The organism is Rhodanobacter panaciterrae (genome assembly GCF_014651895.1).
GTDB lineage: Bacteria > Pseudomonadota > Gammaproteobacteria > Xanthomonadales > Rhodanobacteraceae > Rhodanobacter > Rhodanobacter panaciterrae.
In genome coordinates, this window is the sequence record NZ_BMXT01000002.1 from 414690 (window position 1) to 431783 (window position 17094).

Annotated in this window: 12 protein-coding genes; 5 read left to right on the forward strand and 7 right to left on the reverse strand. The window is 60.8% G+C overall.

The features are described 5' to 3' along the window. Positions 1-71 precede the first annotated feature (71 nt). A complete protein-coding gene (gene grxD, locus IE071_RS11335; protein WP_189441307.1) occupies positions 72-995 on the forward strand; it encodes a Grx4 family monothiol glutaredoxin in 924 nt (307 codons plus the stop codon). A 28-nt stretch (positions 996-1023) separates the two neighbouring features. On the opposite strand, the gene IE071_RS11340 is transcribed toward grxD, so the two are convergent. Further along, positions 1024-1698, reverse strand: a complete 675-nt coding sequence (locus IE071_RS11340; RefSeq protein WP_189441308.1) for a Fe2+-dependent dioxygenase — start codon at positions 1696-1698, stop codon at positions 1024-1026. Positions 1699-1801: 103 nt separating this feature from the next. On the opposite strand from IE071_RS11340, the gene IE071_RS11345 reads away from it, so the two are divergent. Further along, positions 1802-3424 (forward strand): tetratricopeptide repeat-containing sulfotransferase family protein, encoded by a 1623-nt coding sequence (locus IE071_RS11345; protein ID WP_189441309.1) that lies wholly within the window; start codon positions 1802-1804, stop codon positions 3422-3424. A gap of 106 nt (positions 3425-3530) precedes the next feature. Here the strand turns inward: IE071_RS11345 and IE071_RS11350 are convergent, their stop codons facing one another. The 3 genes from IE071_RS11350 to IE071_RS11360 all read right to left on the reverse strand — a co-directional run bounded on the left by IE071_RS11350 (position 3531) and on the right by IE071_RS11360 (position 9806). Continuing rightward, positions 3531-6566 (reverse strand): TonB-dependent receptor, encoded by a 3036-nt coding sequence (locus IE071_RS11350; protein ID WP_189441310.1) that lies wholly within the window; start codon positions 6564-6566, stop codon positions 3531-3533. Positions 6567-7086: 520 nt separating this feature from the next. Then, entirely contained in the window at positions 7087-8412 is a 1326-nt protein-coding gene (locus tag IE071_RS11355) for a hypothetical protein (RefSeq protein WP_229792869.1), read from the reverse strand. Between the two features lie 602 nt (positions 8413-9014). Then, positions 9015-9806: an AMP nucleosidase gene (locus IE071_RS11360; protein WP_189441312.1), complete on the reverse strand. Its 792-nt coding sequence runs from the start codon at positions 9804-9806 to the stop codon at positions 9015-9017. A gap of 204 nt (positions 9807-10010) precedes the next feature. On the opposite strand from IE071_RS11360, the gene IE071_RS11365 reads away from it, so the two are divergent. Continuing rightward, the gene (locus tag IE071_RS11365; RefSeq protein ID WP_189441313.1) at positions 10011-10955 is read left to right on the forward strand and encodes a DegV family protein; all 945 of its coding nucleotides are present in this window, start codon (positions 10011-10013) and stop codon (positions 10953-10955) included. A gap of 23 nt (positions 10956-10978) precedes the next feature. Here IE071_RS11365 and IE071_RS11370 read toward each other — a convergent pair whose 3' ends face one another. Beyond that, on the reverse strand, positions 10979-11761 hold the full coding sequence (locus IE071_RS11370; protein WP_189441314.1) for an SDR family oxidoreductase: 783 nt from the start codon (positions 11759-11761) through the stop codon (positions 10979-10981). A gap of 122 nt (positions 11762-11883) precedes the next feature. Here IE071_RS11370 and IE071_RS11375 point away from each other — a divergent pair, with 122 nt between their 5' ends. Then, entirely contained in the window at positions 11884-12087 is a 204-nt protein-coding gene (locus IE071_RS11375) for a hypothetical protein (RefSeq protein ID WP_189441315.1), read from the forward strand. A gap of 47 nt (positions 12088-12134) precedes the next feature. Here the strand turns inward: IE071_RS11375 and sppA are convergent, their stop codons facing one another. Then, positions 12135-14006, reverse strand: coding sequence for a signal peptide peptidase SppA (gene sppA, locus IE071_RS11380; protein ID WP_189441316.1), 1872 nt, complete (start codon positions 14004-14006; stop codon positions 12135-12137). 38 nt (positions 14007-14044) lie between these two features. After that, entirely contained in the window at positions 14045-15430 is a 1386-nt protein-coding gene (locus IE071_RS11385; protein ID WP_189441317.1) for an MATE family efflux transporter, read from the reverse strand. Between the two features lie 106 nt (positions 15431-15536). Here IE071_RS11385 and IE071_RS11390 point away from each other — a divergent pair, with 106 nt between their 5' ends. Further along, the gene (locus IE071_RS11390) at positions 15537-16754 is read left to right on the forward strand and encodes a DUF3667 domain-containing protein (protein WP_189441318.1); all 1218 of its coding nucleotides are present in this window, start codon (positions 15537-15539) and stop codon (positions 16752-16754) included. Positions 16755-17094: the final 340 nt, after the last annotated feature.

Genomic DNA, 17094 nt, shown 5'->3' on the forward strand with positions numbered 1-17094 from the left:
CGGCCTTGAAGGACCGCAGAATCACCGCATATCGGGGCGGCGTATCATTGTCTTCTTTGCCGGAGCTCCCCATGTCCCTCGACACCACCACTCGCGAACGTATCGAAACCCTGCTCAAGGACCACCGCGTGGTGCTGTTCATGAAGGGCGATCGCCGACAGCCGATGTGCGGCTTCTCCGCTGCGGCCACCAACACGCTTAACGAGTTGTTGCCCGAGTACCACACGGTCAACGTGCTGGAAGACCCGGAGATCCGCGAAGGCATCAAGGCCTACGGCGACTGGCCGACGATTCCGCAGCTTTATGTGGAAGGCGAGCTGGTCGGCGGCGCCGACATCATCCGCCAGATGTACGGCAGCGGTGAGCTGCACACGCTATTCGGGGTGACCGCGCCGGATCGCACGCCGCCGCAGATCACCATCACCGATGCGGCTGCCGAAGCGATCCGCCAGGGCACCGCGAACGCACAAGGCGTCGCGCTGCACCTGGAAATCGGTCCCGACCACAGCGCCGGCTTCCAGCTGGCGCCTGCCGGCGAGCACGACATCGTCGCGCATGCCAATGGTCTGGATGTGCATTTCGACCCGGCCAGCGCCCAGCGCGCCAAGGGCATCGTGATCGACTGGGTCTCCACCGTGCAGGGCGAAGGCCTCAGCCTGAAATTCCCCGGTGCGCAGGAGATCAAGTCGCTCAGCGTGCAGGAGCTGAAGGCACGCCTGGCCGCCAACGACATCACCCTGATCGACGTGCGCCCGGCCCACGGCCGCGCCCAAGCCGCACCACTGGCACAGGCACGGGTGCTGGAGGACGAAGGCTACGAAAGTCTCGCCGCCCTGCCGAAAGACACCGCTCTCGCCTTCATCTGCCACCACGGCATCTCCAGCCGCGCCATGGCCGAACGCTTCGCCGCGCACGGGTTCGGCAACGTGCACAACGTCGAAGGCGGCATGGATGCTTGGGCCGCGGAGATTGACTCTAGCGTGCCGCGCTACTGAGTGATCCTTCCTCGCATGTGGGCTGAAATCAAATATCCGCCCACATCCGTAAAAGATTGGCGTGTGATTTGCTAATGGCGTCGAAAGTAGAAGTCTTGCCTTCCTGGCTGAAGATCTGGCGTTTTGCATTCTCCAGATCCCAAAGCAGCTCGCGCCGCGCCGGATCCCGCACCTGACTCTGCACCCAGATGATCGCCGCATCACGCGTGCCGCGAGTGACCGGATTGACGTTGTGCAACGTATTTGCCGGGTAAGCAATGGCTGCACCAGCATCCAGCTTGAAATGTCCGCCGACGCCATTCGTGTACACCACAAGCTCCCCGCCGTCGTAGCTCTTGGGGTCGGACAGAAATACAGTAATTGCGATGTCGGTGCGTACCGCGCTGCCCATGCTGCCCATGACCGGCGCATCCACATGCGGGCCGTACTGCATGTCCTGTCCGTACCGGTTGAACAAGACCTGTGTATTTGCCACCGGCAGCAGGCCTGTCTGCAACATGCCGTTGCGCAGAAAAGCATCACGCACAAATCCCGCCAGCCGATCGTAGCCGGGGGTACCGAGCGCTACTTGCAGGTTTTTCTTCACGCCACGCGCTGACCACCCAGCGGTACTTGCGCCATCGGCGAAACTGGCTTTCTGCAGCTCGGCCCGGATGGTGGCAAGTTCAGTAGCGCTGAGCACATCGGGGACACAGAGGATCAAGGTCAGAATCCTTCGTCGTGGGTGAAGTCAGTGAGCAGATGCTGGCGCATTGTAGCGGCCAGGCATGCTCGGAACCCGGTCACCCGTAAGTGGGATATAGCGGGTGCAATATGCCAGACTTCCTAAGGATACCGAACTCCTCGACTCCTTACCGCCCATGTCGCCAAACCCCATCCCTTTGTCTCCCGACACTCGTCAACGGCTCGCCGATGCCGGCAAAGCGCTGAACCAGAGGAACCCTGATCTCGCCGAACGGTTATTGCGCCGGGTGCTCGCCGAGGCGCCCACATTGGTGGATGCGCAGGTCCTGTACGGCATCGCCTGTCTCATGCGTGGCGACAGCGGCAAAGCAGCGGAATTTTTACGCATGGCTGTACAACGACGCCCTCATGACGCGACGATCCAGATGAGTCTGGGCAGCGCCCTGCACGACTCGGGTGCCGAGAAAGAAGCACTGATCCACCTTCGCCGTGCCTGTGAACTGGCGCCGGGACAAGTGTCGGCCTGGTACAACCTGGGCAAGGCCCTGAAACAGCAGCAACGACTCGACGATGCCAGCAGCGCACTGCTCCGTGCGCTGTCCTTGGATGAACACCACGTGCTGGCGCGCATTTCCCTGGCAGATATCCGCACAATGCAAGGCGAGATCGCCCAGGCTGTCGCCGAGTATCGAAAGGTGCTGCGTCAACAACCCCATCAAGCCGAGGCGTGGCACGCACTCGCCAACCTGAAGACTGAGCTTCTGAGTCCACAGGACATGCAGCAGATCAGCGAGGCCATGCGCGATCCTGCTATCCATCCCGATACACGAATCGCTCTGGGCTTCAGCCTGTTCAGGGCGCTGGAAGATCAACACGATTACGCCGGCGCCTTTGAAGCGCTTCGCGACGCCAACGCAAACCAGCGACGTCTCGTAACCTGGGATCCGGATGTCGAACGAGCACGGGTGGAAGCCATCATGGATGCCTTCCACCCGTCTTTGCCTGCACCGCTGGATCCGACACAGGGACAGGAAGTTATCCTGATCGTCAGCCTGCCCCGTTCGGGCTCGACTCTGGTTGAGCATATTCTTGCATCGCATACGCAAGTAGAAGGCGCTAACGAGATTCCCGATTTGCCTCAGGTCATCGAGGATGAATCACGTCGTCGTGGCCAGGCATTTCCGCACTGGGTCACCAGCGCTACTGCGCAAGATTGGTCGCGCCTTGGCAAGGACTATCTTGCCCGCACTGCCCGTTGGCGTGAAAAGCACCCTCGTTTCACCGACAAGGGACTGCTGAACTGGCAACTGGTAGGCGCCGCACTTGCCATGCTGCCTGGCGCAAAAATCATCAACTGCCATCGCGATCCTGTCGAAACCTGCTTCGCCTGCTACCGCCAGCTTTTCAGGCGCGGCATGCATTTCAGCTACGACCTTGATGAAATGGCCGATCATTACCGGGATTACCAACGCCTGAGCAACTATTGGCAAGCACGCTATCCCGACCAGATCCTGGATTTCCCCTACGAGGCCTTGCTGCAAGAACCCGAATTGCAGATCCGTCATCTGCTCGCATTCTGCCAATTGCCCTTCGAGCCTGCCTGCCTCGCGCCTCACTTGACAAAGCGTGAAGTGCTCAGCACCGCCAGTGCGGCGCAAGTGCGTCAACCCATCCGCAATGACACGGCGCATAGCGCGCCATATCTCGACTTGCTGCAATCGCTGCGCAATCGTCTCGCCCGCTGAAAAAGCAAAGCCGCCGGTTGCCCGGCGGCCTTGGTCATCATGCGCATACCCTTTGCTTGCCGACGCCATCGGCCTGCGATGGCGTCGGGTTGCAGTGGGATGCCTCTTACCAGTCGTACTTGGCGCTGAACTGCACGTAGCGCGGCGCTTCCAACCCCAACGGCAAGTTGTAGGTTGTACGCGGCGAAGCTGTCGAGCCGTATGGCGCGTTGAACTGGGTAACGTTCTGCTCGTCGAGCACGTTGTGAACCTGTACCTGGAAGCTCAGGTGCTTGCCGGCCCATTCCGGTATGTAGTTCACGCTCAGGTTGAGCTGATGGATCCACGGCGTATTGCCCAAGGCGCCCGGAGGCGACGCCTGGCCACCGCACCAGTGGTAGGCATTGCCATAACCGATCGGATCCGGGATTTGAGTCGGACCGAAAGTGTTGCCCAAGCAGACCAACGGAGCACCCGACTGGATGATCACGAGTCCGCTGACCAGCCATTCCGGCGTGATCGCATAGGTGCCGTAGGCTTTCAGCGTGTGCCGGTGCGAGTTAGCCTGCTCGCCGTTGGAATTCTGCATCAGCTCGGGGAAGTCCCACGCCTCGGTGATCGAGCCGGACTGGCCGCCACCGGCAAAGCCCGAAGCGTTGGAGATCTGGCCGAGCGTCGAATCGGTCGGACCTTCCGTGGTGCCGTAGCTCTTGGCGAACACGTAATCGATCTTGCCCATCCACTTGCCGTCCCACGGATGTTCCAGGGCCTCTTCCAGGCTGTAGTACTTGCGGGTGGCCGGCGGGTAGCCATTGAGCACCGTACCCTGCACCGTCTTCGGATCCCAAAGGTAGGTGAAGTAACTGCCGTCAGGATTCTGACCGCGGATGATGTTGGTGCGACCCGGATTGACCAGCGTGTCGAAAGGCGCGGTGGTGATGCCTGCGCCCACGTCATCGACGATATTCTTCATCGTCGAGTAGGACGCTTGCGAGGTCCACACCAAGCCGAGAGTGCCCAGCTGCTTCTGGAAGCCCAGCACGAACTTGTCTTCGTACTCCGGCTTCAAATCGACCGAGGCGACCGTTTTCGGATCCTTCGGCTGACCGTACTCGCCGTCGGCCGAGAATGGCGTCTTGCTGGCGAAGATCGGGGTCAGACCTTGCGGAATACCATTCGCGTCGATGGAAGCGTAGGTGTAGTACGAGTTGACGTAGCTGTTGGCACCCGCCGTACGCACACCCAACCCAGAGGGCAGGGCCAGATAGTAACGACCCACGTTGCCGTACAGCTTGGAGGTGCTGTCGCCGAAGATATCCCAGCTGAAGCCCAAACGCGGTGCCCACTGCGGAGTGGTCTGCCTGACGTAAGCGATCATCTGCGGGTTGTAGTTGGTGAACTGGTCGTTGCGCAGACCGAGGTTCAGCAACAGGTTTGGCGTAGCCTGCCAGTTGTCCTCGACATACTGCGCTTTCTGCTCCACCGTGAAGTTCGACGCGCCGCCGTACACAATCTTGTTGACGTAATAGCCGCCAGCGCCATTGGCATAATTTACGGGGTTGTCGACATAGTCCCCCTGCGGATTGGTCAGCAGGTGATCCGTCGGCACCAAGCTTGGCGCCTTGTCGTACACCCAGTAGTAGCCCGGGCCGGCAGAGATGCTGCCATCGCCATGGTCAACACTGCGCACGTTGTCGATACCGAATTTCACATCATGCTGGGCGGTAACCTTCCACTCCATGTCGATACGGAGGTTCGACTGGCTTGACGTGTGACCCGGATTGGGCAGAGTCGTGGGGTTGTTATTGAAACCGCCGTAACCCGGGGCATTCGGGTTCTGCTGCGTGGGAGTTACACCCGCCAGCAACGGGTCGAAGCCCGCGTAAGCCTGCTGGTAGTCGAAGTACGTGCTCTTCATCTTGCCGTACAGCACGCTGAGCGTGAGGTTATCGGTGATGTACGAGGTGTACTTCAGGATGCCGACCTTGAACTTGTTCGAGTAAAGCGTATTGGCGGACTGGAAACCGCCCGTCTTGTTCGTGGTGTAGTCGTAGCCGTAAGTATTGCTGAAGTTCTGCAGAACCTTGCTCGAGATACCCGTGAGTTCAAGGATGTTGCTGTCGTTGATGTTCCAGTCCAACTTGCCGTAAAACTTGGGCAAGGAACTGCCACTGGAGGTGTAGGTAGGCGCAGTAACCGCGCCAACAGTCTTGCTGTTGGTGTGCTCGGCTTCGGCTGTGATGTAGAAGAACAGCTTGTCCTTGATCAGAGGACCCGAAATGTAGGCGTCGTAGATCGTGGCCCAGTCGCTGTCCTTCTGGCGATTAGTATAGATATCGCCGTATTCCTTGCCCGGCGTGGTCGAACGGGGATTGTTATAATTGATGTTGTCGTAGTTGCCTTCCGCCCAACTCGGCTGCACGGACACATAGGCGCCGGCATGGAACTCGTTACCACCACGTTGGCCCACCTGGCTGATCACGCCGCCGGTGGAACGGCCGTATTCGGCGCCGTAGCCTGAGGTAATGGTTTGCTGTTCGGCAATGGCGAAATACGGCAGGGCGATGCCGCCAGCGTTGCCCACCGGATCAGTGGTATTGAAGCCGTTGATATAGTAGGCATTCTCCACCACCGAGTCGCCGCTGAACGAGAGCAGCGGTGTGCCCGCCGGGCCGGTACCCAAGACGCTGGCGCCGCTGGCCGTACCGGGTGCCAGCAATGCAATGCCTTCGGCACTGGCTGCCACCGGCAACACTTTCAGATCCTGGGCAGAGATCACCGAGCTCTGGCGGGTTGAGGACACATCGATCGCGGGAAGCGAGTTGGCCGTGACCGTGACGCTGGAGAGGTTCTGGGCATTGTTGCTGTTGGCGGCGCCGGCGAACGGTACCTGGGTACCACCACTCACGCTCACCGTAACACCGCTCTGCGTGGAAGCCACCTGGCCGTTGTTGACCAGCGAAACGGTATATTTGCCCACCGGCAGGCTGCCGACGCTGTAATGACCGCTGCTGTCAACCGCCACTTCACGGGTGAGCCCGGTCTGGTTGTTGACGACTCTGACGGTTTCACCAGTTGCTACCGGGGCGGTGCCGAAGATCGATCCCGTGGTGGACTGTGCAAGCACATGCCCGGAAAAACCAAAGCCCATGGCAACAGCCACGGCCAAAGCGGTATGACGTACGTACGCTTTTTTAATATGCGTCAATTTTTTACTGTTCATTAGATAGTTTCCCCAGCGGCCAGAACTCGAAAAAGTAAATGCAAGTAACTGATTTCAACCCAAAAACAGCCATGTATCGAGGTATCCAAATAGCATGGCCATGAAGCATGTTAGCAATTTGTTCTGCAGACACACTAAGGTCAGGGATAACGGAAAGTCAACAACGTTATATTGCGATTATGTCGCATATATTTGCGCACCCGCAGGATGACATGGGCATCATCGCAAAATATTACGATTCTGCGGCTAGCCATACCGGTTTGAAGGTCGCCTCATTAAGTTGGCCCAAGATAACCATCAACTAATCGAAGCAATTTCTCACGAAATCAGTCTTGCCTCTATCTGGCTTTTTCTTGATTTCGCCATCGCAGCGCAGACATCTCGCTTTGCCAGCCGCCCAACACCACCCCCTCATCACATGATTTCGAGTCAAAAACGGCCAGTGAAAACGTCCGGTTGATCACGGTCGATTTATCTGGATAACTTGCTCGGACATGCTCTTGCCATCAGCATTCCTGGCCCTCAGCCGATATCGACCAGGGTACAGGTACAGTTTGCTGTTGGCGTTGGGCTCGGTGAATGCATAAACATCAGCCGAAGTGGCATCGGCCGACTCGTCGATGTAATGGGCGCTTATCAAGCAGGGAGACTGCTTTCTGCACTGCTCAGTACTAATAGGGAACGGGTAGCGTTGCCCATTCAGAGTCAACCACTTCGGCCGCTGCATTTCATTGGGCGCTATCAACATGCCTGAGACAAGGCGCAGGCGTCCGGCGTCAGAGACGTTCTCGATTGTCCTCCCTCCGCCGCTCCATTTTTCATCACCAAAGGTTTTCACATCGAGGGCAATCGGCAAGATCACGTTAAGGTCGTAAAGCTTCGGCAGAGCACTCCATGGTTTGCCGGTGACGGAGTTGATCAAGACTTCAGCTGACTGTGTGGGAAACCGCTGCATCAGCACATGGTAGTCATCTGAAGTATCCGGACCGGACTCTAGAAACTGAGTCTGGTCAATTGACAGTGGATCGAGACCTGTCAACTTCGCCAGCTTCATTGCCATCGGTTCGACGTTGTTGAGACGTCCACTGGCCTTGTCGATGTGCGCATAGCCGGCATGTACGAAAAGGCGCGCCCCAGGGTCCTTGGCGAACACTTTCTGATACAGGCTCTCTGCCTGTGCGGCATCACGTGCCTGCGGGTCGAGAATAGAACTGTCGTAGGGCACGAGAATGAAACCCAGCCGGATCGCTTCGCGTACGATCTCGCCATACAAAGGCTCTTGCAGGTATTCGGTGCCGCTGGTCTTTACTGGATAGCCCCGCCGAGTCAGGCTGGGGTCATCATCTCCCAGCGCCTCGGCCGCAAAGTAGGTAAACCCTAGTGCACGCAAGCGCGGTAACAGCGCCAGCGTGAGCTCGCGGGTTTGCGCGTTGTGGTGAGCCTCGTTGATCATCACGATGCGGCGATCGGTGGCGAGCTTCGTGATGACGTCGACTGCGTCCGCGCCTTTCCACTCATCCTGGTTGGGCAGAACCAGATCGAGTGGCCGCTCGCTCGTGAGCGGAAAACTCAACACAGCCTGGTTGTACAGCCCCAGTTCGTCCAGTGAGAACGAGCGGAACTGTCCGGCCACCACCTGATCCGATGCGGAAAGATGCGGCATGGTCCGCACGAGATATTGGTAACGGGCGAGCTGGTTGGGCTGTCGCCGCAGCGCGCGGAACAGGTCAAGCTCGGACTGATCGTACGATTGCGCAATCACGCCCATCGAAATCAGAGATGCCATCAGACATACGAGCAGGTTGAAAATTCTTTTCGCCATGGCTATCGATCAATAAAGGGCAATGGCCGAAGCGTGCGCGCGAAATATCCACTCGACAAGTACCCGCTGGACGGATACGTCACGTTATCGAAGTTCGAAACGCTCTTGCTCATGGCTTGGTCGACATCTCAGTCTAGGCCATGCACTGTGCCTTGCCATGCTTGATCAGGTCCATATCGCATTCCTTGTGTTTTTAAGGGACGTCGAATAGCCCGTTTTACTGTCATTCCCGCGAAAGCGGGAATTCATTGGCGCTCTCTCGGCGATCAAAGTGGATTCCCGCTTTCGCGGGAATCCGACTGCGTGAGTTTTCGAGATGTCCTTTATTTGTGGTGCGGCAACACCTTTTATTACGGTTCACATTGAACAGCTTCACGCACAGGTTTTCATGAACGACCACGAAGGTCCAGATACGGCTCATCACTGCATCGACCAGTAGGGCGTGGCACACCGATGACTAACCATCGGCAACAGCTGCCTTGAACAGTTCGATCACTCTCCTGATTCCAAGACAACTGTATCGGGGCATGTAGCCGCCTTCCAACCTGCGGCAAATTGGCATCCGGTCATTCCGTCTCGATCTCTTCCTCAAACCGCAGATGCTTCACGCTGCGCCCGTTGCGGCGCACCAGCTTGAGTGCCTCGATGCCGATCTTGATATGCGCCTCGACAAACTGCGAGGTGATGTTGCGATCACTGGCCTCGGTCTTCACCCCTTCCGGAATCATCGGCTGATCGGATACCAGCAGCAGCGCGCCGCATGGGATCCGGTTGGCGAAGCCGGCGGCAAAGATAGTGGCGGTTTCCATGTCCACCGCCATGCAACGGGTACGCCGCAGATAGTCCTTGAAGGTGTCGTCGTGTTCCCACACGCGGCGGTTGGTGGTGTACACCGTACCGGTCCAGTAATCGTGGCCGAGGTCGCGGATCATGGTGGAAACCGCGCGCTGCAGCTGGAACGCCGGCAATGCCGGGACTTCGGGCGGCAGGTAGTCGTTGCTGGTGCCTTCGCCGCGGATCGCCGCGATCGGCAGTACCAGGTCGCCGAGCTGATTCTTCTTCTTGAGACCGCCGCACTTGCCCAGGAACAGCGCGGCATGGGGTTCGATCGCGCTGAGCAGATCCATCACGGTGGCCGCATTGGGACTGCCCATGCCGAAGTTGATCAGGGTGATGCCGTCGGCAGTGGCGTTCGGCATCGGCCGGTCGCGCCCCTGCACTTCCACCCCGTGCCATTGCGCGAACAGCTCCACGTAATGACCGAAGTTGGTCAGCAGGATGTGTTCACCGAATTGTTCCAGCGCCGTGCCGGTGTAGCGCGGCAGCCAGTTGGAGACGATTTCTTGCTTGCTTTTCATGGAAATAAGTACTCGTACGCGTTACCGGCGACGCCACGCCAGCTGGATACCGTCTTTATGATCACCTCATATTAGAGGCTGATCGCGACCAGCGGAACGGCCCGCTGGCTGCTCAAACGATCCGGCTTGGGCAACTTTCGGTTGACGCCGCAGTCCCTCTTTGCATGTTATGTTCGTTTTGCCATTCATGACGGGGGAAACGTGATGCGCATGGGCCTGGCCATTGATGCTTCCTGCGACTTGTCGCAGGAATTTCTGCAGAAGCACAACGTCACGATCATGCCGATCACGGTGAAGGTGGATCGCGAAACCTTCATGGATGACCGCCGGCCCGAGGAGCTTCAGCGCTTCATCGACCGCCGACTCGGCAGCCGTAGCCACTCCGCTGAAACCGAACCATGTCCGGTGGAAGACATCCAGAAGCTGTTTCTCGACAAGCTGGTGCTGGAGCAGGATTGCGTGTTCTGTCTGACCATCACGGCCACCCGCAGCCCGATCAACGAGCATGTGAACCGCGCCAGTTTCGCCATTCTCAAGAACTATCGTCAGGTGCGCGAACAGGCCGCCATCCCTGGCCCGTTCATGATGCGTGTGGTCGACACCCGGAATGTCTTTGCGGGAACCGTGCCGGCCATTTATGAGGCGGCGCGGCTGATCGCCGCCGATCAGCCGCCGGCGGCGATCCGCGAACGCCTCACCCATATCGCCAACAACAGTTACGGCTACATGTTGCCGCGCGATCTGATCCACTTGCGCAACCGCATCAAGAAGCGGGGCGATCGCAGCGTCAGCCTGTTCAGTGCGATGGTCGGCACCGCGCTGGACATCAAGCCGCTGCTGCGCTGTTTCCGCGGCGAGACCGGACCGGTCGGCAAGGTGCGTGGTTTCGATCATGGCGCCGAGATGCTGTTCGGCTATGCCACGCAACGGGTGCGCGCCGGCCTGCTGGTGCCGGTGGTCTGCGTCAGTTACGGCGGCGACCTGGCCGTGCTGACCCATCTGCCGGGATATGCCGAGTTGCGTGCAGCCTGCGAGGAATGCGGTGTGGAGCTGATGGAAGCGCCGATGAGCATTACCGGCATGGTCAACGTGGGCGAAGGCGCCGTGACGCTGGGCTTCGCCGCCGAGGAACACGTCGCCGAGTTCTGAGGGTGCTTGATAGATTCCGCCGCTCAGAAACCGTAGTTCAGGAACCCGCCATCCACCGCCAGCACCTGGCCGGTGATGTAACTGGCTGCCGGCAGGCACAGGAACGCGATCGCGGCGGCCACTTCCTCGGGCTCGCCGATCCGCTTGAGCGGGGTGTGATCGAGCACCTCGTCCAGGTAATCGGCGTCCGCCAATGCCGGCTCCGAACGTTGGGTGCGGATGTACCACGGTGCCACCGCGTTGACGCGGATGCCGTCCACCGCCCACTCGGCCGCCAGATTGCGGGTGAGCTGGTGCAGCGCCGCCTTGCTCATGCCGTACGGCGAACCGGTGCGCACATGCGTGACCGCCGACACCGAGCCTACGTTAACGATCGCCGCATTCGCATGCTGCACCAGCTGCGGATGCGCCAGCCGGCACATCTCGAACGCGGAGAACAGGTTCTGCTCGAACACCTTGCGGTATTCGTCTTCGCGATAGTCGAGCGTGGCCTTGGGCTGGTTGCCGCCGGCGTTGTTGATCAGCAGCGAGACCGGCGCACCCAGATCGGCGATCCAGTCGAACACGGCCATGCGCTCCTCGGCTTCGGTCAGATCGGCGCCGAATGCCAGCACCTCGATACCAGCGAATTCGTCGGCCAGCTCCACCCGCACCTGTTCGAGATAGTCCTCGTCGCGCGCCACCAACAGCAGGTCGGCCCCCAAGCCGGCCAGTTCGCGCGCGGTGGCGTAGCCGATGCCCTTGCTGGCACCGGTGATCAGGGCGGTATGGCCTTGCAGCTGCCAGGCGTCGATGCGGCTGTTCATGCGTGCAGCTTAAAACGTCGCTTCCGGCGCGCATAGCGCGGGCGACGGTTTTGCCAACACCGATGCTTGCTTGCGCCCGGGCGTGGCGGGACACTGGCTCGTCACTTCGCGCGAGAACCGCCATGAAGACGCTGCCGATCCTGCTCTGCGTACTTGCCCTCGGCGCCTGCTCCGGCAAACCGCCGGAGCCGAAGGCCAAACCGGCCGATGTCGCCACCCCGTTCGACGCGCTGAAGGCGGACGAGCAGCGCGCCAAGGACGTGCAGAAAGTCGTCGACAAACAGGCCGACGAACAGCGCAAGCAGATCGAGGCGCAGGGGCAGTAGCGCCCCGGATCAAGTCCGGGGCACTCCTACAAGTCATTGATGGCTGCTCAGCGCGGGCTGCACAGGCAATCGGCGTAGACGTTGGGCGTACCGGCCTTGGCGCTGCGCAGCAGCTGCAGTTCCGGTGCCAGCGCCGGCAACTGGGCAAACCAGTTCGGCAGACGCACGCCCCAGGACTGCAGCACCTGCACGCTGGCGCTCTGGTTGAGGCCGATCAGGAAGCGCTCGAAACCGCTCTGCGGTGTTTCCTCATAACGCACCGGATAGTCCTTGCCCAGCTTGGCCAGACTGGCTGCGTCGGCGACGGCAGCATCCAGGCCGCCAAGCTGATCGACCAGGCCGCGTTCGAGCGCCTGCTGGCCGGTCCACACGCGACCCTGCGCAATCGCGTCGATCGCCTCGTAGCTCTTGCCGCGTGCCTTCGCCACGTTGCCGACGAAGTCGTGATAACCCTTGTCGATGATCGCCTGGATCACCGCGCCGACCTTCGGATCGAGCGGACGGGTGATGTCGAACGCACCGGCCATCGGGCCGGTGCCGACGCCGTCGCTCTGGATGCCGAGCTTGGCCAGCGTGTTCGGCACCGTGTAGTACATGCCGAAGATGCCGATCGAACCGGTGATGGTGTTCGGCTCGGCGAAGATCCGGTTCGCGTTCATCGAGATCCAGTAGCCGCCGCTGGCCGCCACATCGCCCATCGACACCACCACCGGAATGCCGGCGGTACGGGTCAGTTCGATCTCGCGACGGATCTGCTCGGCCGCATACACCTCGCCACCGGGCGAATTGACCCGCAGCACCAGTGCCTTGGTCTTGCGATCCTCGCGCGCCTCGCGGATCAACGCCGCGGTGGATTCGCCGCCGATCGAACCGGGCGCCTGCTTGCCGCCCGCAATCTCGCCCTCGGCCACCACGATCGCCACGCCGGGCGCGAACACGTCGCTATCGCGCGACACGCTCGCCGCATACCGAGCCAGGTCGACCTGACGGAAGCTGTGACCCTTGCGGTCGGCCGGCACACCTTCCTTGCGCATCATCGCGATGAGCTCGGCGCGGGTGGCGAGGCCGTCGACCAGGTGCTGGTTCAAGGCCAGCTGGGCCAGATTGCCTTGGGTGCTGGCAATGTGTTGCGGCAGGTTGTCAATGTCATCGCGCAGCACCGCCGGGTCGAGTTTTCGCAACGTCGCCACTTCGGTGATATAGCCGTCCCACAGTCCGCCCATCCAGTAACCGTCGGCCTGCTTGGCTTCGGCCGAGGCGTGATCGAGGATGTACGGTTCGGCCGCGCTCTTGAATTCGCCGACGCGGAACAGGTGCACGTCGACGCCGAGCTTGTCGAGCAGATCCTTGTAGAACAGCCGGTAGTTGGCCAGCCCGGTGAGCATCACGCCGCCCTGCGGATCGACCAGCAGGCGATCGGCATGTGCAGCGAGGTAGTACTGACCCTGATCCAGATTCACCGCCCACACGATCACCGGCTTGCCCGCCGCGCGGAACCGGTCCAGCGCCGCACCGACCTCGTGCAACGCGGCAAAACCACCCTGCAGTTCATCCGGCAGCAGCAGGATCCGGGTGATGCGCTGGTCCTTGGCCGCCGCGTCGATCGCACCGACCAGATCGCGCAGTTGCACCTGCCCGGACTCGGTACCGGACAAGCGATTCAGGACGCGCTGCGCCGGCGCCGTGCTGTACTGCTCGACCAGCTGGCCTTGCGGCCTGATCACCAGCACGCTGTCGTTCTGCAAGGTGCTAGCCATCCGGCTGCCGGCCACCCCGGCGGTCAGCAGCAACAGCAACACGAACAGCAGACCGAAGAACACCAGGTTGATGATCACCAGCCTGACCATGTTGATGCCGCGCCCGAGCGAGCAGAGGAAGGCCCAGAAACCGTTGCGGCGGGGCGGGAGCGGTGGCGTCATGCGTGCGTATCCAGAGTCATGGGTTCAAGCCTAGCCGGTCAGGCCGGCGCGGTCATCGGTGCATGGTGGCGCCAGCGCTGCTTCCACGCACTGCGCCAGAAACGGGTGAACAGCATCACGGCCGCCACCGACAGTCCGGCGATCAGGCCGATCCACATGCCGCGCGCGCCCATGCCGTGGTGGAACGCCAGCCACCAGCCCACCGGCATGCCGATGACCCAGTAAGCGAACAGGGTGATCGCCATCGGCACGCGGGTGTCCTTGAGGCCACGCAGCGCGCCGTTGGCGGCGACCTGGATGCCGTCGGAAAACTGGAACAGGCCGGCCAGCATGATCAGCTGCGCCGCCAAAGCGATCACCTTGGGATCGCGTGTGTACAGCGTGGCAATGAAGTGCGGCAGGCCCAGCATCAAGACGGCCGAGAACACTTGCGTCACCAGGGTCAGGCCGATGCCGCAGAAGCCGGCGTAACGCACGCCGCGATCGTCGCCACGTCCCACCGCATTGCCGACCCGCACGGTGATCGCCATCGCCAGACCGAGCGGGATCATGAAAAAGAACGAGGCGATATTGATCGCGATCTGATGGCTGGCAATCACGGACTCGCCCAGCGTGGCGATGATCAAAGCGGTGGCCACGAACAACCCGGCCTCGGCCAGCAAGGTCACCGCCATCGGCAGGCCGATATGCACCAGCCGGCCAATGCGGCGCAAGTTGGGCCACTCGAAATGATCGAACAGGCCCAGCCCGCGATAGTTGCGCCGGCAGACCACATAGACGCCGAACGCCAGCAGTTCCAGCCACAGTGCAATCGCGGTGGCCACGCCGCAGCCATGCGCGCCCTGCGGTGGAATGCCCAGCTTGCCGAACATCAATACATAGCCCAGCGGCACCAGCAGAACCAGCCCGCCCAAGCTGAAGTACATCGACGGCCGCGTCAGCGACAGGCCTTCGGAAAGACCTCGCAGCGCGAAATAGCAGGTCAACGCCGGCGCGCCCCAGCTGATCGCCAGCAGGAAGCGCTGCACGTCCGCACGCAGGCTCGGAGTCACCCCGATGAAGTCGATCAGCGGTGCGGCGTGGCGTACCGCAAACCACAACACCAGGCCCATGCCCAGCGCCAGCCACAACGCCTGCCGAAATACCGCGCCGACTTCAGAGCGGCGCCCGGCGCCGTCGAGCTGCGCCACCGAGGGTGGCACCGCCATCATCATGCCGATGCCGCAGACGATCACCAGCGACCAGATATTGGCACCCACTGCCACCGCACCGAGCACATGTTCGTTGACATGCCCGGCAAGCACCGTGTCGATCACATTGCTGCCGATCGCCGCCAGCTGCGCGCAGATCAGCGGCAACGCAAGGCGCACGGTGGCGCGCATCTCGTGCAGCAGACGGGCGCGCTCGGGGCGGAAAGACTTCATCGACACAGCAGACTCCAGGGCCGAACATTCTACCTGAGCCATTCGTCACGCTCCGCTGCATGTAGCTCTGTGCGAAGATCCCCCGCTGCACCGGACGGGAACCGCGATGAAGCAGCTGACCAGCTACGAAGGATTGCACTGCGCCAACTGTGGCGCGTCGATGCAAGGCGAGTTCTGCCACGAGTGCGGTCAGTCGATCCACAGCGTGCTGAAACCGATGCATCACATGGTCGAGGAAACCGTCGAGACGGTGCTGCACATCGACGGCCGCATCGTGCACACGCTGCCGCCACTGTTCCTGAAGCCGGGCTTCCTCACACTTGAATACTTCGCCGGCCGACGAGTGCGCTACATCGCACCGTTCCGGCTGATGTTCGTGCTGTGCCTGCTGTCGTTCTTCGTGATCCATCTGGCAGTCGATCGTCTTGCCGCCATGATCCCTGCGAATGGTCGCCCGCTGGTGGAGATGAACACCAAATCGATCGATGCTGCGACCAGTCCGGCGCAAGTGCGCGAGGCGCTGCAGGAGGAACTGGACGGCCTGCAGGGTGCCACGCAGACCGGCGTACTGCCGCAGAACGTGCTGGACCAGATTCAAGTTGATACGCAGAAGCTGCGCCAGAAAGCCAGTCAGCGCCTGGTCGAGCTCGGCGCGGCTCCGATATCGGCCGCATCCATTGCCGCACCGCTCTCCGCCGCGCCGGTGCAGCCTCACGACCGGGTGAAAATCGGCGATGCCACGCCGAACAAACCCAGCATCCCGGTCGTCGATGAGACGTCGAAACCTGTGCAGATCAGCTGGCTGCCGGACGTGGTCAATGGCCGCCTGAACACATTCAGGGAGCATATTTTCAACAACTGGCACACCTACAAGCATGGCGATCCCGCGGCCAGCGCCGATGCGAAACAGCGCATGATCAGTGGCGTCTTCAGCGTGCTGCCGGCGACCATGTTCGTGCTGATGCCGTTGTTCGCCCTGATGCTGAAACTGTTCTATGTGTTCCGCCGACGGCTGTACATGGAACACCTGATCGTGGCCCTGCACAGTCACGCCTTCCTGTTCCTCTGGTTGCTGCTGTGCACGCTGCTGGCCATGCTGGCCAACTGGCTGGAGCCGCACGCGCTGTGGACCACCTATCCGCTGAACTGGCTGGAACGGATCCTGCTGTTGTGGGCACCGATCTACCTGCTGCTGATGCAGAAGCGGGTTTATCGCCAGGGTTGGCCGATGACCCTGCTGAAATTCTGGTTTGTCGGCTGGTGCTATTTCTGGCTGCTGACGCTGGCGCTGGTGATTGCAGCGGCACTGGGCATGGCCCACTGAGAGCGCTTTCCGGCAGGAGTCACGGCGGGTTTTGCACAGCGTCATGAACCTGTCAAGGCAAGCACAGGCAGTTTGTCAATTGCGTGAACACTGGCCTGACGTCATTTGCATATCATTGAATTACAATGCATTTTTTGCATGATGAAAACTTCGTCAGCGTGTCCCGAAAGGCGCCACGACGCGCTTTGAAGCCCTCCTTCCCCGCTGCATCCACAGACTTATCCACAGCTCCTGTGGATAAGCACAAAACCTCCCGAGGGATAGCCACTTACCCTCGACTCCTCGATAGTCGGACAGCAAGTTCGTGCAACTCCTACAGGCCGCTTTCCAAGGCCATCAA

Bases quoted from the DNA above. Each gene is read 5' to 3' on its own strand.
- grxD (WP_189441307.1), top strand. From the start codon at position 72: ATGTCCCTCGACACCACCACTCGCGAACGTATCGAAACCCTGCTCAAG.
- IE071_RS11355 (WP_229792869.1), bottom strand. From the start codon at position 8,412: ATGGCATCTCTGATTTCGATGGGCGTGATTGCGCAATCGTACGATCAG.
- IE071_RS11360 (WP_189441312.1), bottom strand. From the start codon at position 9,806: ATGAAAAGCAAGCAAGAAATCGTCTCCAACTGGCTGCCGCGCTACACC.
- IE071_RS11365 (WP_189441313.1), top strand. From the start codon at position 10,011: ATGCGCATGGGCCTGGCCATTGATGCTTCCTGCGACTTGTCGCAGGAA.
- IE071_RS11370 (WP_189441314.1), bottom strand. From the start codon at position 11,761: ATGAACAGCCGCATCGACGCCTGGCAGCTGCAAGGCCATACCGCCCTG.
- IE071_RS11375 (WP_189441315.1), top strand. From the start codon at position 11,884: ATGAAGACGCTGCCGATCCTGCTCTGCGTACTTGCCCTCGGCGCCTGC.
- sppA (WP_189441316.1), bottom strand. From the start codon at position 14,006: ATGACGCCACCGCTCCCGCCCCGCCGCAACGGTTTCTGGGCCTTCCTC.
- IE071_RS11385 (WP_189441317.1), bottom strand. From the start codon at position 15,430: ATGAAGTCTTTCCGCCCCGAGCGCGCCCGTCTGCTGCACGAGATGCGC.
- IE071_RS11390 (WP_189441318.1), top strand. From the start codon at position 15,537: ATGAAGCAGCTGACCAGCTACGAAGGATTGCACTGCGCCAACTGTGGC.